The organism is uncultured Psychroserpens sp. (assembly GCF_947503375.1).
Lineage (GTDB): Bacteria > Bacteroidota > Bacteroidia > Flavobacteriales > Flavobacteriaceae > Psychroserpens.
Genome location: NZ_CANNDQ010000005.1, coordinates 95,431 through 117,869, shown reverse-complemented (window position 1 = coordinate 117,869; position 22,439 = coordinate 95,431). Strand labels below are relative to the sequence as shown.

Genomic DNA, 22,439 nt, shown 5'->3' with positions numbered 1-22,439 from the left:
TTATAGTAATCCAAATTGTTCAAAGTGATGATTTAAATGTTTACGCTCCATCAAATACCACTCGTATCTATTTAACTCTCCAAATACCATATTATTCAATTTGGCATCAGTATGTGTTTTAAAGTATTCTAAATATTTTTCTCTTTGGGTCTTAAATTTATCAATTGCAGTTGGTAAATCTTCATGTTTTAAATTGTCAAGCGTATCTTTTTCTAATAGTGGGAACTGTGAATTTTGAGGAAACTTCGTATAGTTATATAAACTATTTTTAACTTTCTCTAAAATTCGTTCTGGAGTTGAAACCTCAAAGTCTTGAATTTCTCCAGCTGCAATTTTGTAGGTGTATTCTAGATGTTCAATCATGTGCTGAGGCGTCATGATTCCCCATTTTGGTTTTGTGTTTTCAGAAAGTTTAGACAGACATTCGTCAATTTTTTCACCTGTCATTTCAACAAAGACCTCTTGTTTCTTTTGAACCATAGTTAAAATCGTAGCAACTGCAACTAGAGGACTATCCTTTTCGTTTTTTTGACGCTTAGGTTTGCTTTCAAAATTAGCATCAAACACTTCTACATGCCATTTTACGATACCGCTAGGATGTTCTGCTGAAGCAACATCACGATCTACTTTTTCTTTGCATGTTAATCGTACATAAATGGTGTCATTATGATACAATGGTCGTAAGAACCGAATGCTATCTAAACCATAATTTGCAGCTACAGGTCCTTTATTAGGGTAGACGAATAATCCTGCTGCTGCAGAAATGATGAAATAACCATGAGCAGTTCGCTTTTCAAAAATACTACCATCTAAAGAGGTAATATCTGTATGTGCATAGAAATGATCCCAAGTGAGATTTGCAAAATTAATGATATCTGTATCAGTAAGTGTACGCTTATGTGTTTTTAATGACATTCTTGGCTGAATGTCTTCCCAATGGTATTTAAAAGGGTGTTGCTCTACTTCTTTATACTTTGCATTCTGCTGATAAACACCTGTGATTTCGGTAATGGTCGTTGGCGAACCTTGAATTGCTGTACGTTGTAGGTAATGCTTAATTCCTCTCATTCCTCCCATTTCTTCTCCTCCACCTGCACGCCCTGGACCACCATGTACCAGATAAGGTAACGGCGAACCATGACCTGTACTTTCTTTTGCACTTTCTCTATTGAGTATTAATATTCTACCATGATGACTTGCAGCATTGACGACATAATCTTTAGCAATCTTATCATCATTAGTGACTATTGAAGACACCAAAGATCCTTTGCCCATTTGCGCCAAGGTTATAGCTTCATCTAAGTTTTTATAAGGCATTATGGTGCTTACAGGTCCGAAAGCTTCACGTTCATGGATGATTGTATTCTTGAATGGATGATCTGTTCGCAATAAAATTGGACTAATGAATGCTCCTTTTTGAGCATCAGCACCTATAACTTCAATTTTGTCTAAATCACCATATACAATTTGAGCTTCATTAGCTAGATCATTTACGGAGGACTTAACTGCTTGAACCTGTTGATGGCTAACCAAAGATCCCATTCTTACTTCTTTTAATCTAGGGTCTCCAATCGTCACTTTATCTAATGCTTTGCCTAAAGCAATTTGAACATCTTCAACTAAATTTTCTGGTACGATAATACGTCTAATAGCTGTACACTTCTGCCCAGCTTTAACAGTCATTTCTTTTCTGACTTCTTTAATAAACAAATCAAATTCAAGTGTTCCAGGTAATGCATCTTCACCTAAAATAGAAGCATTTAGAGAATCTGCTTCCATAGTAAAAGGCACAGACTCTTCAATTAATCTTGGATGCGCTTTTAGTAATCTACCTGTTGCTGCAGAACCTGTAAACGTGACTACATCTTGAGATTCTACAGTATCTAAAATGGTCTTTACCGTCCCGTTGATAATTTGAAGTGCTCCTTCAGGTAAAATTCCAGATTCAATGATAGCTCTAGCGACAGCTTCAGCTAAATACGAAGAAGAAGGCGCTGGTAAAACTACTGCAGGAACACCAGCCATCCAGTTTACTGCACATTTTTCTAACATGCCCCAAACTGGAAAATTGAACGCATTAATGTGTACGGCAACGCCTTTTTTTGGCACCATGATGTGGTGCGCCATAAAGCGCCCACCTCGAGATAAATCTATTGGATCGCCTTCAACATGATAAGGTTGATTAGGAAATAACTTTCTTAAAGACGCATTAGCAAACAGGTTCCCGAAACCGCCTTCAATATCTATCCAACTATCAACTTTGGTGGCTCCTGTACGATAACTCAATTCATAGAAGACACCCTTGCGTTTGGTAAGATAAAGTGCTAGCTTTTTTAACATGTTACCTCGTTCTTGAAAGGTCATTTTACGTAATTGTTCACCGCCTTTAGCTCTTCCATAGTTTAAAATTTCAGGAATATCTAATCCTTCGATTGCCACACTAGTAAATGCTTCACCTGTAATAGCATCATGAATTGGTGTACCCTCTTCTTTACCTGTTGTCCAATCGCCTTGAACGTAATGTTGTATTTTTTTCATAATAACTTATGCCATTATTCTTACTATTCTTCCTGTGATTTTCCCTTCGATTGATTTTACGTAACCATCTACAATTTTGTGCATTGGGACTGGTGTATTTCCTGGAAAATAATCCTTATATTTTTCAAAAGAATCTTCGACTAAGTCTGAACACACCACATTAATACGTTTTCCATCTTCTAGCTCTAAAGCAACAGCTTTTGTAAAGCTATTAATAGCGCCATTTACCATGGCTGCACTAGTGGTCATATCTACAGGATCATCTGCTAAAATTCCAGTAGAAAGTGTTATAGAACCATTAGGATTTAAATAATGCTTTCCTATTCGAACCACATTGACCTGTCCCATCATTTTACTTTTAATGCCTATATAAAAATCCTCCTCAGATAGATTATCTAACTTATCCCATTTAGCATCACCAGCAATAGCTACAATGGCGTCTAATTTTCCAACAGACTCAAACATGCTTTTTATGGATCCAGAATTAGAAAAATCAACAAGAATATCACCTGAATTCCTTCCAGCAATAAGCACTTCATGCTTTAGAGCTAATCGTTGACTAACCTTTTTCCCAATAGTTCCGTTTCCTCCTATAACTAAAATCCTCATCTATACTTTTTCTATAATTGCGGCATACCCTTGACCTACGCCAATACACATAGTTATTAAAGCATATTTTTTATTTTGCTCATGCAATTCTAAAGCCGCAGAATAGGCTATTCTTGTTCCTGTAACTCCCAAAGGGTGACCAATAGCAATCGAACCTCCATTTGGATTTAATCGCGAATCATCATCTGCTAACCCCCAAGCGCGTGTGCATGCTAATGCCTGGGCGGCAAATGCCTCATTAAGTTCAATTACATCCATATCATCCATAGTAAGACCCGCTTTTTCTAAGGCTTTATTAGATGCTTGAACTGGACCTATTCCCATAATTCTTGGTTCTACGCCAACCACAGCAGAGCTCACTATTCTTGCTAGCGGTTTTAGATTATACTTCTTGACCGCATCTTCAGAAGCGATAATCGTTGCTGCTGCACCATCATTCAACCCAGAAGAATTACCAGCAGTAACACTTCCTCCTTCTTTTTTAAATGCAGCTCTCAATTTACCAAGAATTTCAAACGAAGTGTTAGGTTTTATAAATTCATCTTTGGAGAACTGAATAGAGTCTTTTTTACGCTGTGGTATTTCAACCGTTATAATCTCTTTTGCCAGTCGCCCATTTTCTTGTGCTTTAGCGGCTTTCATCTGACTCCAATACGCAAATTTATCCTGATCTTCTCTTGAAATATTATATTTTTCTACAAGATTTTCAGCAGTATTGCCCATACCATCAGTTCCATACATCTCGCGCATTTTTGGGTTTACAAAACGCCATCCAAAACTTGAATCATACATTTTAGAATCATTTCCAAAAGCGCTCGATGGCTTAGCGATTACATATGGACCTCGTGTCATATTTTCAACACCTCCAGAAATAAAAAGATCACCATCACCGGCCTTGATCGCTCTGTTGGCATGAATGATTGCAGATAGTCCTGAACTGCACAAACGATTGACCGTTTCTCCTGGCACTGTAAATGGTAAACCTGCCAAAAGGGACGACATTCTAGCTACATTGCGATTGTCTTCACCAGCTTGGTTGGCACAACCCATAATAACATCGTCATACGCCTCTTTCGGAATGTTAGGATTACGTTTTACAACTTCTGAAATTACCAAAGCTCCTAGATCGTCTGTTCGAACAGCAGATAATGTGCCTTTATAATTTCCTATTGGTGTTCTTACACCATCAATGATATATGCTTCTTTCATTTGATTTTATTATTCTTCCCATTTTTTTTGTGTTCTATAGACTATTCCTTTGAATAAAGCCACTAATTCATCACCACGCTTCACTTCAATGATATTAAATCCCAACTTATTATTCACCTTTTCTATGACCGATTCTGCCACTAAATAATCGCCTTCATCTAATGCTTCGATATGGTTGATACTTGTCTCAATAGACACTGCATATTTGCCATGTGTGTTTGCTGCAAACCCAAAAGCTGTATCAGCTAACGAATAACTTATTCCTCCATGAGCCTTATTCATACTGTTGAGCATATTTTTTCTGATGGTCATAGCTACTTTACAGCGTCCTACTTCACATTCTAATATCTCAATTCCTAACCATTGGCTGTAGGCATCTTGACTTAACATTTTATATGGAATGGCTTCACCTTTCATTTAAAAAAACGTCTTATTGGCTTTATTCATTTTTCGCAACAATGGGCTACAACGGTAGCGATCTTCATGATACTCATTGTATAATTCATCAAGTTTATATACACACCAATTGATTCCTTTTTCATCTGCCCAAGCCAATAATCCTTTTGGATAATTTACACCTTTTGTCATCGCATTATCAATATCTTCTGCGGAAGCAATATTTAAAAACAGAGCGTCTGCAGCTTCATTAATCAACATCACTAAAACACGATCAAAAATATGTAATGCTAGTTCTTGGTCTTCTTTAGGCTTTGGTTTTACTGTTCCTTCAGCATAATCGTAATAACCTTTTCCAGATTTACGGCCTAGATAGCCTGCTTCGGCAAAACGTTTTTGAGTAAAAGCCGGTTTATATCTTGGGTCGAAATAGAATGCTGTAAATACCGTTTCAGTTACTGTATAATTAACATCATTACCAATAAAATCCATAAGTTCGAATGGTCCCATTTTAAAACCTCCTAGAGTCTTTAAACTCCAATCAATCGTTGCAAAATCAGCAATTCCTTCTTCATAAATCCTTAAGGATTCGCCATAAAATGGTCTTGCGACTCTATTTACGATAAATCCAGGAGTATCCTTTGCAACAGCTACTACTTTTTTCCAATCGGAAATAATTTTTACAGCAGCATCTAATACCTCTTGAGAAGTTTGGATTGCAGGAATCACTTCAACTAATTTCATTAAAGGCGCTGGATTAAAAAAATGAATCCCAACACAACGATCTGGCTTTTCCAATGATGCTGCTATTGAAGCGATAGACAAACTAGATGTATTAGATGCAATTATACAATTGTGCGCTACATAGCTTTCCAACTCTGAAAATACTTTTTTCTTAATCTCTAAGTTTTCTATTATAGCCTCTATAGTTAAATTAGAATCTGATAAATCGCTTAGACTATCTACATATGAAATGTTAGATTGAATCCTTGTTTTCTCTTCAAAATCAATTCGTCCTTTTTCAATTAGACGATTCAGTATTTTTTCTAATACAGTTTTGGCTTTATCTAAAGCAGCCTGATTGGTATCGTATAATTTAACTTGACAGCCAGCAGTAGCAGCAACTTGTGCTATTCCGCTTCCCATGGTTCCTGACCCTATAACTCCTACGTTCATATCACTTCCCTTTGAATTCTGGTCTACGCTTTTCAATAAATGCAGCTACACCTTCAGCATAATCTTCACTCTGCGCAGCTTCAATTTGTAATTTAGACTCTAAGGCCAATTGCTCATCTAAGGTATTGGTCATTGATTGATTGAACAGTTGTTTGATAAAACCTAAAGCTTTAGTTGGCATATTTGCTAGTTTGAAAGCTAGTTTGTTCACTTCCTGATCAAAAATTTCTAAAGGAATGAGCTTATAAATCATACCCAATTGTTCGGCTTCAGTAGCAGACACTTTATCTCCTAACATGGCTAAAGCCGATGCTTTTTGGAATCCAATCAATCGTGGCAAAAAAAAGGTTCCAGCACTATCAGGAACTAAGCCAATTAAGCTAAATGCTTGAATAAAGCTTACGTTTTCATGTGCTACAACTATATCACAAGCTAAAGCAATATTTGCTCCTGCTCCAGCAGCTACACCATTTACTGCAGCTATAATTGGTTTTTTAATTGATCGTATTCTTGTAATGATAGGATTGTAATGCTCTTCAAGTATTTTTTTAAACCCTGGATTTAATTCTGTATCTGTTACTTCTTTTAGATCTTGACCAGCACAAAATGCTTTTCCATTACCTGTAAGTACAATAGCTCTAACTTCATCACTGGCTTCACAATCGTCCATAACATTTTGTAGGTTCAGTGCCATTTCACGGTTGAAACTATTGAATACTTCTGGTCTGTTGAGCGTAATGTACGCTACTTTTTTTTCAATTTTTAAAAGAATTGAATTGTTACTCATACCTATGTTCTTATTGTCTACTTAAGACATTTAAAATAATCAAACGGTTCTTGACAATCTTCACACTGAAATTGTGCCTTGCATGCCGTAGAACCAAATTGACTCACTAATCGTGTATTTTGTGAACCACAATTGGTACACTTGACAATACGTTTTCCATGTAATAAAACATCTTTATCTGCTTCGGCTTCTAAGGGTGGGGCTATTCCATAGTTTTCTAACGCTTCTCTTCCTCTGGGAGTAATCCAATCGGTAGTCCAAGCAGGATATAAGATTAAATCTATTTCAGATTGGTAGCCAGCATCACTTAATGCTTTTTTGATGTCATCTCCGATAACATCCATTGCAGGACAACCACTATAAGTAGGCGTAATCTCAACTTTTGCAACACCATCTATAACTACTGCTGAACGCACAACTCCCATATCCATAATTGACAAGACTGGAATTTCAGGGTCTGAAACCTGTTCCAAAATTGGAATTAAAATATGGTCAATACGTTGTTGTGTAGTTGTCATAATTTTGAACTATCATTCTTATAGCAATACAATATTACCATTCCATATTTGGATAAGCTCGCTGCATATATTGCAAATCACTTAGTAAATATCCTAAATGTTCAGTATGGATTCCTTCTTTACCTCCTTTTTGAAACCATTTCAGTTGCGGAACTTTAAGCGTTGCTTCTTCTAAAAGTCTATGTACTCTTTTATAGTAATCTTCTTTTAGTTTTGTAACGTCAACACCCACACCTTCAGCTACCATTGCTTTATCAGCTTCTGTTTGATGAAATAATTCATCTGTATAGGTCCATAGATCGTCAATAGCTTCTTGCATTTTGACACAACTCTCTTCTGTACCATCACCAAGACGTTTTACCCAATCTGAAGAAAAACGTTCATGATAACTTACCTCCTTAATACATTTGTTTGCTATTGCAGATAAGGTTAAATCAGTACTTTTTTGTAATTCTGAAAGGAATGCCAAATGATAAGCATCAAATAGAAACTGGCGAGCAATAGTGTATGCGAAATTTGTGTTAGGTTGTTCAACAAGTAATACATTTTTATAGTCACGTTCTTTACGAAGCATGGCTATATCATCTTCTGTTCTTCCGTCACCAGAAACCTTTGCAGCGTATTGAAAATAACTACGAACTTGGCCAAATAAATCTAAGGAAATATTTGTACAAGCAATATCTGTTTCTAAACTTGGTCCATGACCACATAGTTCTCCCATACGCTGACCTAAAATGAGACTATTATCGGCAATACCAAGTATGTAATTATATAAGTTTTCTTTCATCACATGTGTTTTACTTCATCTGGTAAATCATAAAATGTTGGATGACGATAGACCTTGTCTTGAGCAGGTTCAAATAGTTCACCATTATTTTCAGGATTGGAAGCAGTAATGTGTTTTGATTCTACTACCCAAATACTAACACCTTCATTTCGTCTTGTGTAAACATCTCGTGCATTCTCAAGAGCCATCTCAGCATCTGCAGCATGAAGACTTCCAAAATGCCTGTGCTCTAATCCGTTTTTACTTCTTACGAAGATTTCCCAAAGAGGCCAATTTTTTGTTGACATAATTATAGTTTTAAACTGCTTGTTTTTGTTTTCTTTGTTGTTTCTTTTCTGCGTGAGCCATTGCTGCATCTCTGACCCACTCACCGCATTCCCATGCATTAATTCGAGCTCTCATTCGTTCTTTATTCATTGGACCATGCCCTTTAACAACTTGCCAAAATTCATCCCAATTGATTTCTCCAAAATCATAACTTTGACGCTCTTCGTTCCATTTGAGGTCTGGATCTGGAATTGTTAAACCTATCAAATCTGCTTGAGGCACTGTTTGGTCAATAAACTGCTGACGTAGTTCGTCATTAGTTTTACGTTTCAATTTCCACTTCATAGATTGTGCTGTATGAACCGACTTGTCATCTGTTGGCCCTAACATCATTAAGCTAGGCCACCACCAACGATTCAACGCATCTTGAGCCATTTCTTTTTGTTCAGGTGTTCCGTTAGCTAATTTCATCATGATTTCATAACCTTGACGTTGATGGAAGCTCTCTTCCTTGCATACTCGAATCATAGCTCTCGAATATGGACCATAAGAGGTGTTACACAAAGGCACTTGGTTAATGATAGCTGCACCATCAACCAGCCAACCTATAGCTCCCATATCTGCCCAAGTTAGTGTTGGATAATTAAAAATACTTGAGTACTTAGCTTTTCCTGTATGCAATTGTTCATACAACTCTTCTCTTGAAATACCTAAGGTTTCGGTTGCTGAATATAAATACAAACCATGACCAGCTTCGTCTTGCACTTTGGCTAATAAAGCAACTTTACGTCTTAATGAAGGTGCTCTTGTAATCCAATTGCCTTCAGGCAGCATACCAATTATTTCAGAGTGCGCATGTTGCGACATTTGCCTGATATGCGTTTGACGATACTTTTCTGGCATCCAATCTTTAGGTTCAATTTTCTCGTCTCTTGCGATGCGTTCTTCAAATTGTTTTTCAAGATTTTTAATCTGTTCTTCACTCATAACTTTTTGTTTTTAGTGACTCAATTCTTCTTTTTCAATATATGTTTGGTTTGATGTTATTGCATAACAATTATACATCAAAATCTACCACTACTTTTTCTGATGTTGGTACAGCTTGACAGCTCAACACGTAATTTTGTAACACTTCTTTATCTTCGAGTGCATAATTGATTTTCATCTCTACCTTACCTTCTTTTACTTGACATTTACAGGTGCTACAAACACCGCCTTTACATGCAAATGGCAAATCGGCTCCTGCGCCTAGTGCTGCATCTAAGATATTATCGTATTCTTTTGTCATGGTAAATAGAAATTCTTTCCCTCCATCTACTATTACAACTTCTGTTCCCTCAACATTTTGCTTAGCTAAACGTTCTGCTCTTTTAATATCTTCTTCGGACAATCCTGTGACAAAGAGCTCAAAATGAACTAAATCTTTTGGCAATCCTGCATTAATTAGATAATTGCTTACATAATTCACCATTTGTTCTGGACCACAAAGGAACACTTCACTTGTATCAGGAATGTCAATAAATGTCTTAGTCAACACTTGCATTTTTTCGTCATCGAAACGACCATTAAATAATTCGATATCTCTTCGCTCTTTGGTCAAAAAATAGTAAATCTCTAGACGTCCGAAATAGGTGTTTCTGAGTTGTTCTAATTCTTCCTTAAAGATAATGGATTTTGCTGTTTTATTGACGTAAAATAGTTTACAAGTGGAATTAGGTTCTTCAGAGAGATGTGTTTTTATCATTGATAACACAGGAGTAATTCCGCTTCCGGCCGCAAAGAACAAGTAATTTTTAGCTTTTTCTGGCTGTACTGAAACTCCAAAGGTTCCACTAGGTGCCATAACTTCTAACAAATCTCCAGACTTCAAGGTTTCATTTACATAAGTTGAGAATTTACCACCAGGAATCAACTTTACAGCCACTTTCCATTGGTTCTCATCTGGACTTGAGCATAATGAATAAGAACGACGTACATCGTCACCATTAATGTCAGCTTTTAAGGTTAAGTGTTGCCCTTGTCTAAATTGGAATTGCTCCTGTAATTCTTGAGAAACTTCAAAAGTCACCACAGATGTATCCTCTGTTTCTTTATAGATATCTGCTACTCTTAAATTGTGAAATTCTGCCATAAGTAACCTTTAACTAACAAACTAACGTTTGTTAGTTTGTTGAACAAAGATACAAAATATTATTCTTAATCAGATGTTAATTCCTTCTATTAGAACTTCACTTAGACTATGAGCTAAATCGTTTGCACTAAGATCTTCTTTTTTAGGAATCCATAGATATAGTGACCGTAATGTTGTAAGCATAGAAAACATAATAATTTCTGGATTGTTGGCTTTGATCTCTAAAGATGAAATACCTCGTTGAATGATACTTAGAAAATTAGTTTCATATTCGTTTCTAAGCTGCAAATAGTAGTCTAATTGATCTTCAAGGTGCATCCAATCGTTATTTAAAGAAGCCATTCCATTGGTGTTGTTTGACGTTATATTTATATGCAATGCGACAATTTTTTTGAGTTTTTCAATATTAGAGGCATCAGAATTCATGATAGCATGCATTCCTGCTGTGAATTCTTCAGCAATGGTAATAATTATAGCTTTGAGAATGTCTTGTTTTGAAGTAATGTGGTTGTAGAGACTTGCTGCTTTTATTCCCATTGCAGTGGCCAAATCTCTCATTGTTACTGCACTATAACCCTTTTCTTTAAAAAGCTTTGCGGCTGTGTTTATGATTTCGTTCTTTCGTGTTTCTTGTGTCATCTAAAACTTGATACTTTGCAATGTTTCAGTATCTATAATTGGTTGTTGATTATATTGAAGTGTCCAACCTAAAGAATTTGTTAAAATATAAAATTTAGAAAGCTCACTAATCAATCTGTTCTTTGCATTTGATTTTAATTCTGAAGCCTCGATCTTTTTCATAAGTGACGCCTTTACGGTTTCTTTTATACTGTTGTAATCTTTTGCTTCGAATGGATTCAAAAAATCGGCTTGAATATCGTAATATTCAAAATCGGGATTGATTGTTATTTCTTCTTCTGGAATATTTACTATTTGTAATGTTTTGTTTGTGTAATCTATTTTAAATTCAATTTTTCTTAAATCATAACCTATAGTTACATTTGCATTAACAACTACGAGAGCTTTCTTCTCTACTTCAATCAAATCTCCAAAAACTGCCTTTGAATTTTTATAGCTAAAAACCTCACTAAAATGACCCTCGGTCACGACTAGTTTACCAACATTACTAATTTGCTCTTGAATAAGTGCAGAATTTTCTTCAAGCGTGATTCGATCTTCACTTTTGTCATTACAATATTTAAACGTAAACAAAACAACTAGCGTAATAACTACACCAAATAGAATTTTTCGCATACGCTAATGTACATAAAAAAACATTAGTTTCCTCCGACATAAGAAGTCTAACTAATGCTTAATTGTATTGATTAATAGCACTACAAATCTAGTTTTAAAAACCCATGCTAAAGTAACGCTAAAGTTATTGAACCATTACTAAATTGAGTTTATGACTATTTTTTCAACTCAAGCTTTTCAGCAAAATAATCACAAAAGTCCATCATTGTTGCAGACATCTTTTCATCTTGCGTTGCTCTATGAAAGGTTTTACTCATCTCTACCAGAGTTTGGTGAAAAAACAACTTCATTTCATCAACTGGCATATCTTTGGTCCAGAGATCAATTCTTAATGTTTCTTGAGCTTTACTATCCCAAACGGCAAGCATCATTGCTTTAGCTTCAGCATCAGTGATTCCTCCATCTTCAGCAGTCCATTGAAGTTTTTCTGGAACTCTATTTTCGTCAAGTTCAACAGTGAGTTCTATTTTTGAGGTATGGTTTTTTGCCATTATTTTGGTGGTTTATAATTTGATTTATTAAATATTTCTATAGCATCTTTTTGCATCATATTTTGCAAAGACACGTCATTGTTCTTCATGTAAGCTCTTACGATTTGCCAACCTATATATTGACCTAGTCGTCCTGGTGTTTGATTATCTAACTCGAGATAGAATTTAGAAAATGGCGCATCTGCAATAAATCGAGCAGGTAAACTACTGTCTGTACTATAAAGCATTTCATTTTGAACAAATTGAGTCCAGATCATCTCTTCATTAACTTGTGCAAATTCAAGTTCATCTTGTATATATCCTATTTTTTCGGCATCTGTTTTAAATGGAATGACTTTGTCTTTGAAATAAAGCTGTTTTCCAAAATAGATCATATCATCAAGAAGTGTTTTCTTTTCTGACTGAAAAATTTGTTTTTCACCATAAGCTTTAGCTAGATCAACGACAATCTGAGAAGGCTTCATGTTTTTAGTAATGTACCTAGCGATTCCGGAGTAAAATTCATGTTCACTTCCTAAGTAATTATCGATTGCTATCAAAACTAAACTATCTGTAACTACAATTTTATTTCTGTAATCTACAAAATTGGTCAAGGTAATAACTCTAGGTTCTGTAAACGTTTGATCATAATATCTTAAATGTTGAAATAAACGTTTGATATCTTGTGTTGGCGTATTGAAATCACCTAATTCTTTAATTATAGCATCGTTTAAGGCTACTTGAAAAGAATCTGTCATTCGCTCGATCCATAACGAATCTGGAATACGTTTTGAAAATAAAAACGGAAAGGTTTTCTTTAATTGAGTTAACGATTCTGGTTTTGCGCTAGCAAAAACCTTATCAAAGCGTTCCACAACAAAATTAGACTCAATTTTTAAAATTTCTGCTTCAATAGCATTATCGCTTTTACAACTTAAAAAAGTTAGTATGATTATACTAAATACAACTATTTGTTTCATAGGTTATGTTTACAAAAACTTAATCTTAGTAAATTTTTATTACTAACGCTATTACGTTATTTTTGTTACGCAAAGGTACTATTATTAGATAAAAAACTCATTAAAATGCAAACAGAAAAAGTTGTTGATTACATTGTAAATTGGCTTAAAGATTATGCCACAAATGCTAAAGTAAATGGGTTTGTTATTGGTATTTCTGGTGGTATTGATTCTGCAGTTACTTCAACACTATGTGCAAAAACCGGATTAGATTTACTTTGTATTGAAATGCCAATTCATCAAGCCGAAAGTCATGTTAGTAGAGCGCAAGAACACATTTCTCAATTAAAAGAGCGTTTTTCAAATGTTAAAGACACTAGAGTAGACCTTACACCTGTTTTTGAAGAGTTTAAAACTGAAGTATCGCTTGACGGTAAACAAACAATTGTAGATATGGCGCTTGCCAATACTAGAGCTCGACTTCGTATGACAACATTGTATTATCATGCAGGTCTATTAGGATTATTGGTTGCTGGCACAGGTAATAAAGTAGAAGATTTTGGTGTTGGTTTTTATACAAAATATGGAGATGGAGGTGTAGATCTAAGCCCGATTGCTGACTTATTAAAATCTGAAGTCTACGCAATAGGAGAGTTCTTAAACGTCCCTGACTCTATAATGAATGCTGCTCCTAGTGATGGATTATTTGGTGATGCAAGAAGTGATGAAGATCAAATTGGCGCTTCATATCCAGAATTAGAATGGGCTATGGCACAAAAAGATAGTGGGAAAACTATAGGTGATTTTGAAGGAAGACAACGAGAAGTATTTGAAATATTCATGAGATATAACTCGTCTAATCAACATAAAATGAATCCAATACCAATTTGCGAAATTCCTAAAGAATTAAAATAATCATTGAATTTATATTTTAAAATCAACGATATTGTTGATTTTTTTATTAATTTTGATCTTCAGATCTCCACATTATTGAATTTATCTTATTATAAGTTCTGGCACTCTATACTAACTAACCAATAAAATTATGTATTATGATTAAGGTATTAGTTGTTGACAACCACCCAATCGTAACTACTGGCTTTCGCCTATTGTTTGAAAACCATCAAAACATTCAAGTGATAGGATTTGTGGGAAGTGGAGTTGAAATTTTTGAATTCGTAAGACGTCATCCCGTAGATGTTATTATATCAGAAATCGACCTCCCTGAGCTTAATGGCATCACTGCTTTGCGCGCCATTAAGAAAGAACATAATAATATCAAAATCATTATGTTTAGCTACCATCCTGAAGAAATTTATGCAATTAGCACCATAAAAGCTGGAGCTTCAGGTTATGTGTCAAAAACGGAATCTATTGAAGTTATTGAAAAAGCTATCATTATTGCCAATAAAGGAGACATCTATTTAAGTGAGAAAATGTTGAAACATTTTAAATATGATGACACAAAAAAATCAAGAGGCAGGATTTATAAACGCTTATCCACTCGTGAAGTTGAAGTTTTAAAATTGTTATCTTCTGGTAAAAAGAATAAGGAAATAGCTTTAGAATTAGATATTAATGAAAAAACGGTAAGTACCTACAAAGCACGATTGTTTAAAAAATTGAACGTAACCAATTTGATCGATCTCGTTAACCAAGGAAAACAAATGGAACTCACTTAAATTTTGCCGCCAATGACTTTTCCAAGTTTTCTTGACAACAACATTTTAAGACCTAAATAATCCTTAACATCTTCTAAAACACTTTTGGTATTTGACGTATTGTTAAGGGTTTCATTTTGATATTCAGATACTTTTTTATCTATTAAAAAGCAACGCAACGTCAATATGGTTTGATTAACCAATTGTGCTATACTATGGTTCTTTTCTTTTGGAATAATATGATTTCGTTCCCAATCGTGTAAGTTATAACGTTCGTCATCCATTAAGATCGTCGTGACCTCTGCTGCTAAGTCTTGATCTAGCTTATTCACAAAATTACGTGTTGAGAATTCTGGTTCTTGATTGAGTGTATCAATAATTGTATAATATAGTGTTTTAAAGGTTTCATTAGTAAATTGCATCTCATCTTCTTGCAAATCTAAATATACCTTTTCAAAAACTTTAGCATTATGAACAACAGGTTCTAATTGTAAATCGCCATCTTCTCCTTCTTTAAGCACCAAATCTTCAAAATCTTCAGTTTTATTCCCATAAAGCAATAAAATTTCGATAATCTTTCTTTCTAACTCGTATTGCAGATCTATTTTTCTAGTTGGCTGATCTTTTTTAATAACATTAAAAGCCTTTTGTTGCGACTTGTATGTTTTACTTGCTTCTTGGCTTTCCTTTTTATTGATTTGCGCTAATGTACTAAACAATACATCTTCGCTAATATCCATAATACGAGAACATTCTTGGATGTATATTTCTTTTTTAATTTGATCAGGAATCTTAGAGATACTATTAACAATGTCTCTTATGGTTTCTGCTTTTTTTATTGGATCGTTATTCGATTCTTTAATAAGCAATGATGCTTTAAATTGAATAAAATCTTTAGCATTTTGATCAAGATAGGCTGTGAGCTCCTCAAGTGTATTTTGCTTAGCAAAGCTATCAGGATCTTCACCTTCAGGAAACGTGCACACTTTAACATTCATCCCTTGCTCCAAAATCAAATCAATACCACGGATGGATGCACGTATACCAGCAGCATCGCCATCAAAAAGTACAGTTATATTTCTGGTAAGTCTATTGACAAGTCTTATCTGCTCTGGAGTTAAAGCTGTACCAGAAGACGCTACTACATTTTTTACACCTGTTTGATTAAACTGAATTACATCGGTATAACCCTCAACCAAATAGCAGTTATCTTCTTTTGCTATACTTTGTTTAGCATGATATATTCCATAAAGAATTTTACTTTTATGATAAACTTCACTTTCAGGAGAATTAAGATACTTTGCTGCTTTTTTATCTGTTTTTAAAATTCGACCTCCAAACCCTAAAACACGACCACTCATACTATGAATTGGAAACATGACTCGACCTTTGAAACGGTCAAACTTTTTATCAGATTTAACTATGGTCAATCCTGTTTTTTCTAAAAACTCTAGTTGAAAACCATTCTTTAAAGCCTCATCTGTAAAAGCCTGCCAATCATCAAGTGAATATCCTAAATTGAACGTTTTTATCGTTTCATTTGTAAACCCACGTTCTTTAAAATAACTCAATCCTATGGCCTGACCTTGATCTGTTTTAAATAAGATTTTTTGAAAATATGTATTTGCAAACTCATTAACCAAATATAAACTCTCACGCTCATTTGCTTCTGCTTTTTGCGCATTGGTTTGTTCAGTTTCCTCAATTTCAATATTGTATTTCTTGGCCAAATATTTTATAGCTTCAGGGTAAGTAAAATGCTCATGTTCCATTAAAAATGTAACTGCATTACCTCCTTTTCCACTGGAAAAATCCTTCCAAATTTGTTTTACTGGTGAAACCATAAAACTTGGTGAACGCTCATCACTAAACGGACTCAATCCTTTAAAATTACTTCCTGCTTTTTTCAATTGCACAAAGTCTCCAATCACCTCCTCAACTCGAGCAGTTTCAAATACTTGTTCTATGGTAGACTTTGATATCAATTCTTGATTAAACTATAGCTTAGCTTGATTATTTTTATAAAGTGTAAATGTAAGATAAATCAAAACCAACTAAAAAAATATTATCTTAGTAACTCAACCTTTCAACCCAACCATAATGAAAAAAAATATTCTAACCAGTGCATTTCTATTGTTTAGCTTAAGTTTAGCTTTTGCACAAGCAATTTTTGATTCTACAATTCATACAGCAACTGTATTTGGTTCTGTTAATTCTCCAGGAGGAGAAGGTGTTCAGAATGTTATCGATCAAAACTCAGCAACTAAATATTTAGATTTTAATGCCTTAGATGGTATTGGTTTTGAGGTAGATCTCTTAGGTGTAGCGCAAACAGCAAGCTCAATAGAGATTGTAACTGCAAATGATGCACCTGAAAGAGATCCAACAGCATATGAAATCTTTGGTTCTAATAATGGAACAGATTATACAAGCATCACTACTGGAACAATTCCATGTGTTACAGATCGTTTTTTTTCTAGAACATTCTCTTTTAATAACACCACTGCATACTCATTTTACAGAATAAATTTTACAGGTTTTTGCGGCTCAAGTACTATTAATCAAATTGCAGATGTTCAACTTTATGGTATCATAGGAACTGCTCCTAATTTAAACTGTCCTGGAGACATTACTATAAATAATGATAGTGGACAATGCAATGGAAGTACCACATTTAGTGTTACTGCAGATGATGATGAAGATGGTGCTTTAACGCCAACTTTAACGAATGGTTTAGCATCGGGTAGTGATTTTCCGTTAGGTGTAACTACAAACATATATTCGATTACAGATACTGATGGAAATACAGTGAGTTGCACTTTTACTGTAACAGTAGTTGACAATGAAGATCCAGTAATTGATTGTCCAGCTAATATTATGGTTGATACCAATGTTGGTGAAACTACAGCTGTTGTAAATTATACAGTCAACGGATCAGATAATTGCTCCACCATTAATCCTTTAGCAAGTTTTACGCCTTTAGGCACTATAGCAGATAGAGCCTATTATTTATCTGATAATTTTTTCACTCCTCAAAATGCTTATACAGATGCCCTTGCTCAAAATGGATTTGTAGGTACAATTAGAAATGCTTCCGATGGTACATTCATCTTAAATGCTATAGCTATGATAGGCTCTACAGGAGATGTTGTTATAGGTTATAGCGATACAAATACCGAAGGCTCATTTGTATGGCAAAGTGGTGACCTATCTACCTATACTAACTGGAATCCTGGTGAACCTAATAATGCGGGAAATGAAGACTACACAGTGATGCAATCTTCAGGTGGTTGGAATGATGTTTTCGGAACTACTGGTAGCTATAGGTACATTTTAGAAATAGATTATCAACCAGAGCAAACAGAAGGTTTAGCAAGTGGCAGCGATTTTCCTATAGGAACAACAACCAATACTTTTATAGTTACTGACATAGCAGGAAACGCTGTTACATGCTCGTTTGACGTTATCGTATCTGAAGCTTTAGGTGTGGATGAATTTGATTTGAACAATGGGATCGTTCTAAGTCCAAATCCAGCCGAAAATATTTTAACAATAAAAAACACCTCTAATCTCAATATTGAAATAGCAACAATCTACGATATTAAAGGTCGTGTCGTTAATACAATATATTTTAATCAGTCTTCGCAGAATAAGACCATTAACACTTCTAAATTCCAATCTGGAATGTATTTAATTAAAGTTGATGCTTTAAATGGGAACTCAGCAATAAAAAAGCTTGTGATAAAGTAAGTTATTAACACAGTCATAATTAAAAAAAGCAGTTTGAAATTCATCAAACTGCTTTTTTTAATTAAATTTATCTACAAAATTGTTACTATGAAACTTCTGATACGCCTACTCGTATGTTTTGCTATGACTTTAATTTATTACAGCTGTAATAATGATGATGATACAAACACTCAAGAAGAACAAGATGTTGAGCTTACCATTAATGTTGAAGTCTATGAAGAAACTCTTATTGATGATGGCTATATCTTAGCCGTTGAGAATGGTGCAACTACATCATATTTGTTGGATAGAACCGGTCAGAAAGTCAAAGAATGGAATTTTGACGATAATCTTGGTAATGACCTTCAACTTTTACCAGATGGCAAACTGCTTGGGCTTTTTAAATCACAAAACCCCGATCTAAGCTTTGGTGGTTTTGGAGGTTTATTAAAGATCATTAATGCTGATGGCACAACCGATTGGGAATATGTATATGCTACGAGCAACCACATTGCTCACCATGATGTAGAAATGCTTCCCAATGGTAATGTTTTATTTATTGCTTGGGAACGTATTGGTGCCTTTGACCTTTTTGCAGAAGGCGTAGCAACCAATATTGATATTTTTCCTGAAGCACTATTAGAAATAAATCCACAAACAAATCAAATCGTATGGGAATGGCATAGTTTTGACCATATTATTCAAGATCAATTCCCTGCTGCTAACAATTATGGCGTTATCTCTGAACACCCTGAATTAATTGACATTAATTATAATTTAGCAGAAAATGGCGATATAATGCATGCCAATGGTATTGACTATGACCCAGTAAATGACATTATCTTTTTGAGTGTTAATTACTATCACGAAATCTGGGTAATTGATCATAGCACTAATACTTCTGAAGCAGCCTCACATAGTGGAGGTAATTATAATAAAGGTGGTGATTTATTGTATCGATTTGGTAATCCAGAAGTATATCACAATACTGAAGGCGAACGTTTATTTTATAATAATCATTTTCCAAATCTTCTTGAAGGCGACCAACCAGGCGCAGGAAATGTATTAGTTTACATGAACGGAAATAACATAAATCAATCTACCGTTTACGAACTACAAATGCCAGCCAATTATGAACTCATTCCAAATGTAAACACTGAACCATCAGTAGTTTGGAGCTTTACTGATGAGGATTTATTCTTTGGTAGAATCTCTGGTGCAGATAGACTTACTAACGGAAACACAATCATTAGTGAAGGAGACTATGGTATTTGGGAAGTTACTCCCTCTGGTAATGTGGCATGGAAATATAATGGTTTAGGCCCTAAATTTTGGAGGTGTTATGGTTATGATCAAGAAGACCAAGAAATTATAGATTTAAATTTAGAATAAAAAAAACAGGCTTGAAAACAAAATTTTTAAAGCCTGTTTTTTAAAAGCTAATCAAAATCAAATCTTAAACCTAACGAAACATTGTTTTGATCTGTAACTTGATCCTTAAACACCGTGTTTAGATCATATTTAAAATATAAACTTGTGTTTCCTACACCAATATAAGTGCTTAGTCCATATACAAAATCTGATGTATTGTAATTACGTTTAATTTTTTGTTTAACACGATCTCCATCTTCCTTGAATCTTAGTTTTTGCTGAGTACCAATATTGAATCCTGCATAACCTCCTATACCAATTTTGAATTGTTTACGCGTTGAATATCTAAAATACGTTTTCTTTTCAATCTTTTTTGATGGTCCAAACTCAAAGTGAATAGGAACAACCAAATTTGTAACTCTAAATTCAGATTCTCTTAAATCACTTGGAAATTGATCGAGCATTGTGGTATTACCATCTTGAACAAAATACCTATCATCTTTAGGTGAGAACTTATTCCATTGAAAAGAAAATCCATATTTTAAACGAACCGCATTAGAATTTTGAAATACTCTCGTTTTCCACGCCAAACCCAACTCTACAAAACCTGAACCTAAGACACTATAAGAATCTCCTATAGATTCGCCATCAATAAAAGCATTATTAATACCAATAGCGAAGACTAAGTCAGTTGTGGTTCGTTTGTCAAATTTTGGTGTTTTTCTCTTCTTCTCACCAGGTCTGATATTAATATATAAACCGTCTTTTCCTACACTAAATGCTAACTCTTCGGTTCCTTCATCTAAATCAACTTGCTTATACTCATTTCTTTCAATTAAAGCAATTTTAGTATCAATAATCGCGATACGGTCTTCAATATTTGCAGCACGTTTTTGAGCTGCTTCCTGCTTGAGTTTATCTGCCTCAAATTGTGTGATCTCTTTTTTTTCTAAACGAATATTTATAGCTTCAACTTCAGATTTCAAAAACTCGCGTTCTTCGGTTTGAATTTGATCTTTCAACTTTTCTAACTTTGAAATCTGCATTCTCTTAAAAGTATGATTATCAGTTATTATTGAATCTTGTTGTTGTTCTTGTGCGCTAATTGTATTTGCTATAAGACATAAGAAGATTAGCACTACTTGTTTAGTAATGGTGTTCATAATGTTTGTTTTTTAATTGTTCTAGAGTTTAAACTTTCGTTTTCTGATTGAAATTCTTGTAAATGAAACCTCTATAAAAACGCTTTAGTTATTGCGTTCAGCAACTGCAGTTTTTACTGTTCCATAACTCGCTTTTAGAGCTTCAAATACCTTTGTTCTAAATGATTGATCCAAATCGGCTTCAACGTCTTGAAGCAGTACATTGGCGTCAACTGTTCTTGTGGCTTTGTTATGTAAACGTTGTTTTAAAATTTCTTTCTCTGCTTGTTTCAAGAGCATGTCGATTTCTTCATCTGTAACTACATTTCCGTTAGCTTGTAATTTGTTGATTTGTGTGACTACCTCTAAGACTTTAGTGTCTTCAGGCGATAAGGTTATGGCAGTAGCCTTCTCCATTTCATTTGTGCTAGCAATGACTTGATTTTGATTTAAAATGATCTTTTGATTGTGAGTAGGATTAGATTTTGTTTCAACACTTTCGATACGTTCAGCAACTGTAGTAGGTGATTTAATTATTGTTTTAAAAGGCTTATGTGAATTCATCTCATTGCTATTAGATTCTTCTATGGTTTCCTTAACATTAGATTCAGTGATAATCTCATTTGATGTTTCATTATAAAGTTCAGTATTTACAATATGTTGTGAATCTTTTTCAATATCAGAGTTTCCGAAGAACTGAATTGATATAAAAAGTATTCCAATAAAACTTGCAGCAATGCCTAACCACCAAAAATACATTTTATTACTGCTTCGCTCATGCGTATCTAAACGATTAGACAATTGATCCCAAGCAGTAGGTGTTGGTTGCAAATTTCGCTTTTCAAGGCGCTCCTTTAATTTATCTTCAAACTTAATTGGTGCCATAACTCGTTGTGTTTAATTCTTTAATCTTTTTCTGAAGCAACTGTCTTGCCTTAAATAATTGTGATTTTGAAGTCCCTTCTGTTATATCAAGCATCTTAGCTATTTCGAAATGCTTATACCCTTCTATCGCATACATTACAAAAACCATTCTATAACCTTCTGGAAGCTCATCAATTAATTGCTGAATTTGAGCAACTTCTATTTCTGTATCAATATTGTTAGAATGATTTTGAGGTATGACAACATCTTCAACTGAAAATTCTACTTTCTTTTGCTGCCTTAAAAATGTAATGGATTCTCTAACCATTATTTTTCTAAGCCAACCTTCAAAACTTCCTTTATGTTTAAAGCGCTTCAAATTAACAAAAGCCTTAAAAAATGCGTTAAGCATAACTGACTCTGCATTTTGAATATCTTTTATGTAATATCTGCAAACGCTTAACATTTTCGGTGCATGCACTTTAAACAACTCGTGTTGTGCTTCACGATCATTTTTTGCAGCTTTTTTTAAAAGTGTAGTGTTATTATTATGTAACTGAATAACTTTCAA

At 34.4% G+C, this 22,439-nt stretch carries 23 protein-coding genes; 4 read left to right on the top strand and 19 right to left on the bottom strand.

All coding sequences use genetic code 11. The features are described from left to right. The 15 genes from paaZ to gldB all read right to left on the bottom strand — a co-directional run bounded on the left by paaZ (position 1) and on the right by gldB (position 13,122). Positions 1-2,538 (bottom strand): phenylacetic acid degradation bifunctional protein PaaZ, encoded by a 2,538-nt coding sequence (gene paaZ / locus Q0876_RS09920; protein ID WP_299227066.1) that lies wholly within the window; start codon positions 2,536-2,538, stop codon positions 1-3. Between the two features lie 6 nt (positions 2,539-2,544). Then, a complete protein-coding gene (locus tag Q0876_RS09915) occupies positions 2,545-3,147 on the bottom strand; it encodes a short chain dehydrogenase (RefSeq protein WP_299227063.1) in 603 nt (200 codons plus the stop codon). Next, positions 3,148-4,356 carry a 3-oxoadipyl-CoA thiolase gene (gene pcaF / locus Q0876_RS09910; RefSeq protein WP_299227060.1) on the bottom strand — a complete coding sequence of 403 codons (1,209 nt, stop codon included), beginning with the start codon at positions 4,354-4,356 and terminating at the stop codon, positions 3,148-3,150. A gap of 9 nt (positions 4,357-4,365) precedes the next feature. Then, positions 4,366-4,773, bottom strand: coding sequence for a PaaI family thioesterase (locus Q0876_RS09905; RefSeq protein WP_299227058.1), 408 nt, complete (start codon positions 4,771-4,773; stop codon positions 4,366-4,368). Beyond that, entirely contained in the window at positions 4,774-5,928 is a 1,155-nt protein-coding gene (locus Q0876_RS09900; protein WP_299227055.1) for a 3-hydroxyacyl-CoA dehydrogenase NAD-binding domain-containing protein, read from the bottom strand. It lies immediately after the preceding gene. A gap of 1 nt (position 5,929) precedes the next feature. Then, positions 5,930-6,715, bottom strand: coding sequence for an enoyl-CoA hydratase-related protein (locus Q0876_RS09895; protein WP_299227052.1), 786 nt, complete (start codon positions 6,713-6,715; stop codon positions 5,930-5,932). A 17-nt stretch (positions 6,716-6,732) separates the two neighbouring features. Then, positions 6,733-7,233 carry a 1,2-phenylacetyl-CoA epoxidase subunit PaaD gene (gene paaD / locus Q0876_RS09890; protein WP_299227049.1) on the bottom strand — a complete coding sequence of 167 codons (501 nt, stop codon included), beginning with the start codon at positions 7,231-7,233 and terminating at the stop codon, positions 6,733-6,735. Between the two features lie 34 nt (positions 7,234-7,267). Next, entirely contained in the window at positions 7,268-8,020 is a 753-nt protein-coding gene (paaC, locus tag Q0876_RS09885; protein WP_299227046.1) for a 1,2-phenylacetyl-CoA epoxidase subunit PaaC, read from the bottom strand. Further along, positions 8,020-8,307 carry a 1,2-phenylacetyl-CoA epoxidase subunit PaaB gene (gene paaB, locus Q0876_RS09880; RefSeq protein ID WP_230937016.1) on the bottom strand — a complete coding sequence of 96 codons (288 nt, stop codon included), beginning with the start codon at positions 8,305-8,307 and terminating at the stop codon, positions 8,020-8,022. The genes paaC and paaB overlap by 1 nt, the downstream gene beginning before the upstream one ends. A gap of 10 nt (positions 8,308-8,317) precedes the next feature. Beyond that, on the bottom strand, positions 8,318-9,274 hold the full coding sequence (paaA, locus tag Q0876_RS09875; protein WP_299227042.1) for a 1,2-phenylacetyl-CoA epoxidase subunit PaaA: 957 nt from the start codon (positions 9,272-9,274) through the stop codon (positions 8,318-8,320). A 70-nt stretch (positions 9,275-9,344) separates the two neighbouring features. Beyond that, positions 9,345-10,418 (bottom strand): 1,2-phenylacetyl-CoA epoxidase subunit PaaE, encoded by a 1,074-nt coding sequence (paaE, locus tag Q0876_RS09870; protein WP_299227039.1) that lies wholly within the window; start codon positions 10,416-10,418, stop codon positions 9,345-9,347. A 69-nt stretch (positions 10,419-10,487) separates the two neighbouring features. Then, entirely contained in the window at positions 10,488-11,057 is a 570-nt protein-coding gene (locus Q0876_RS09865) for a TetR/AcrR family transcriptional regulator (protein ID WP_299227037.1), read from the bottom strand. Continuing rightward, entirely contained in the window at positions 11,058-11,672 is a 615-nt protein-coding gene (locus Q0876_RS09860) for a DUF4230 domain-containing protein (protein WP_299227035.1), read from the bottom strand. 155 nt (positions 11,673-11,827) lie between these two features. After that, positions 11,828-12,163: a gliding motility protein GldC gene (gene gldC / locus Q0876_RS09855; protein ID WP_299227033.1), complete on the bottom strand. Its 336-nt coding sequence runs from the start codon at positions 12,161-12,163 to the stop codon at positions 11,828-11,830. Further along, positions 12,163-13,122: a gliding motility lipoprotein GldB gene (gene gldB, locus Q0876_RS09850; RefSeq protein ID WP_299227031.1), complete on the bottom strand. Its 960-nt coding sequence runs from the start codon at positions 13,120-13,122 to the stop codon at positions 12,163-12,165. Before gldB ends, gldC begins: the two co-directional genes overlap by 1 nt. 105 nt (positions 13,123-13,227) lie before the next feature. Here gldB and nadE point away from each other — a divergent pair, with 105 nt between their 5' ends. Both nadE and Q0876_RS09840 read left to right on the top strand, forming a co-directional pair. Next, positions 13,228-14,016 (top strand): NAD(+) synthase, encoded by a 789-nt coding sequence (gene nadE, locus Q0876_RS09845; RefSeq protein WP_299227028.1) that lies wholly within the window; start codon positions 13,228-13,230, stop codon positions 14,014-14,016. 137 nt (positions 14,017-14,153) lie between these two features. Next, a complete protein-coding gene (locus Q0876_RS09840; protein ID WP_299227025.1) occupies positions 14,154-14,783 on the top strand; it encodes a response regulator transcription factor in 630 nt (209 codons plus the stop codon). Here the strand turns inward: Q0876_RS09840 and dnaG are convergent. Next, positions 14,780-16,747 carry a DNA primase gene (gene dnaG, locus Q0876_RS09835; RefSeq protein ID WP_299227022.1) on the bottom strand — a complete coding sequence of 656 codons (1,968 nt, stop codon included), beginning with the start codon at positions 16,745-16,747 and terminating at the stop codon, positions 14,780-14,782. The two genes, Q0876_RS09840 and dnaG, sit on opposite strands and share 4 nt — an antisense overlap. Before the next feature lie 115 nt (positions 16,748-16,862). Between dnaG and Q0876_RS09830 the strand changes: the two genes are divergently transcribed. Together Q0876_RS09830 and Q0876_RS09825 are read left to right on the top strand one after the other, a co-directional pair. Then, positions 16,863-18,512, top strand: coding sequence for an HYR domain-containing protein (locus tag Q0876_RS09830; RefSeq protein ID WP_299227019.1), 1,650 nt, complete (start codon positions 16,863-16,865; stop codon positions 18,510-18,512). Positions 18,513-18,599: 87 nt separating this feature from the next. Then, the gene (locus Q0876_RS09825; RefSeq protein WP_299227016.1) at positions 18,600-19,883 is read left to right on the top strand and encodes an aryl-sulfate sulfotransferase; all 1,284 of its coding nucleotides are present in this window, start codon (positions 18,600-18,602) and stop codon (positions 19,881-19,883) included. A 47-nt stretch (positions 19,884-19,930) separates the two neighbouring features. On the opposite strand, the gene Q0876_RS09820 is transcribed toward Q0876_RS09825, so the two are convergent. The 3 genes from Q0876_RS09820 to Q0876_RS09810 all read right to left on the bottom strand — a co-directional run bounded on the left by Q0876_RS09820 (position 19,931) and on the right by Q0876_RS09810 (position 22,439). After that, on the bottom strand, positions 19,931-21,025 hold the full coding sequence (locus Q0876_RS09820) for a hypothetical protein (RefSeq protein WP_299227013.1): 1,095 nt from the start codon (positions 21,023-21,025) through the stop codon (positions 19,931-19,933). Between the two features lie 84 nt (positions 21,026-21,109). After that, a complete protein-coding gene (locus tag Q0876_RS09815) occupies positions 21,110-21,889 on the bottom strand; it encodes a hypothetical protein (RefSeq protein WP_299227010.1) in 780 nt (259 codons plus the stop codon). Beyond that, entirely contained in the window at positions 21,876-22,439 is a 564-nt protein-coding gene (locus Q0876_RS09810; RefSeq protein ID WP_299227007.1) for an RNA polymerase sigma factor, read from the bottom strand. The genes Q0876_RS09815 and Q0876_RS09810 overlap by 14 nt, the downstream gene beginning before the upstream one ends.

What these genes read in the sequence shown, in the direction of transcription:
- paaZ (WP_299227066.1), bottom strand. Translation starts at nt 2,538, where the DNA reads ATGAAAAAAATACAACATTACGTTCAAGGCGATTGGACAACAGGTAAA.
- Q0876_RS09915 (WP_299227063.1), bottom strand. Translation starts at nt 3,147, where the DNA reads ATGAGGATTTTAGTTATAGGAGGAAACGGAACTATTGGGAAAAAGGTT.
- pcaF (WP_299227060.1), bottom strand. Translation starts at nt 4,356, where the DNA reads ATGAAAGAAGCATATATCATTGATGGTGTAAGAACACCAATAGGAAAT.
- Q0876_RS09905 (WP_299227058.1), bottom strand. Translation starts at nt 4,773, where the DNA reads ATGAAAGGTGAAGCCATTCCATATAAAATGTTAAGTCAAGATGCCTAC.
- Q0876_RS09900 (WP_299227055.1), bottom strand. Translation starts at nt 5,928, where the DNA reads ATGAACGTAGGAGTTATAGGGTCAGGAACCATGGGAAGCGGAATAGCA.
- Q0876_RS09895 (WP_299227052.1), bottom strand. Translation starts at nt 6,715, where the DNA reads ATGAGTAACAATTCAATTCTTTTAAAAATTGAAAAAAAAGTAGCGTAC.
- paaD (WP_299227049.1), bottom strand. Translation starts at nt 7,233, where the DNA reads ATGACAACTACACAACAACGTATTGACCATATTTTAATTCCAATTTTG.
- paaC (WP_299227046.1), bottom strand. Translation starts at nt 8,020, where the DNA reads ATGAAAGAAAACTTATATAATTACATACTTGGTATTGCCGATAATAGT.
- paaB (WP_230937016.1), bottom strand. Translation starts at nt 8,307, where the DNA reads ATGTCAACAAAAAATTGGCCTCTTTGGGAAATCTTCGTAAGAAGTAAA.
- paaA (WP_299227042.1), bottom strand. Translation starts at nt 9,274, where the DNA reads ATGAGTGAAGAACAGATTAAAAATCTTGAAAAACAATTTGAAGAACGC.
- paaE (WP_299227039.1), bottom strand. Translation starts at nt 10,418, where the DNA reads ATGGCAGAATTTCACAATTTAAGAGTAGCAGATATCTATAAAGAAACA.
- Q0876_RS09865 (WP_299227037.1), bottom strand. Translation starts at nt 11,057, where the DNA reads ATGACACAAGAAACACGAAAGAACGAAATCATAAACACAGCCGCAAAG.
- Q0876_RS09860 (WP_299227035.1), bottom strand. Translation starts at nt 11,672, where the DNA reads ATGCGAAAAATTCTATTTGGTGTAGTTATTACGCTAGTTGTTTTGTTT.
- gldC (WP_299227033.1), bottom strand. Translation starts at nt 12,163, where the DNA reads ATGGCAAAAAACCATACCTCAAAAATAGAACTCACTGTTGAACTTGAC.
- gldB (WP_299227031.1), bottom strand. Translation starts at nt 13,122, where the DNA reads ATGAAACAAATAGTTGTATTTAGTATAATCATACTAACTTTTTTAAGT.
- nadE (WP_299227028.1), top strand. Translation starts at nt 13,228, where the DNA reads ATGCAAACAGAAAAAGTTGTTGATTACATTGTAAATTGGCTTAAAGAT.
- Q0876_RS09840 (WP_299227025.1), top strand. Translation starts at nt 14,154, where the DNA reads ATGATTAAGGTATTAGTTGTTGACAACCACCCAATCGTAACTACTGGC.
- Q0876_RS09830 (WP_299227019.1), top strand. Translation starts at nt 16,863, where the DNA reads ATGAAAAAAAATATTCTAACCAGTGCATTTCTATTGTTTAGCTTAAGT.
- Q0876_RS09825 (WP_299227016.1), top strand. Translation starts at nt 18,600, where the DNA reads ATGAAACTTCTGATACGCCTACTCGTATGTTTTGCTATGACTTTAATT.
- Q0876_RS09820 (WP_299227013.1), bottom strand. Translation starts at nt 21,025, where the DNA reads ATGAACACCATTACTAAACAAGTAGTGCTAATCTTCTTATGTCTTATA.
- Q0876_RS09815 (WP_299227010.1), bottom strand. Translation starts at nt 21,889, where the DNA reads ATGGCACCAATTAAGTTTGAAGATAAATTAAAGGAGCGCCTTGAAAAG.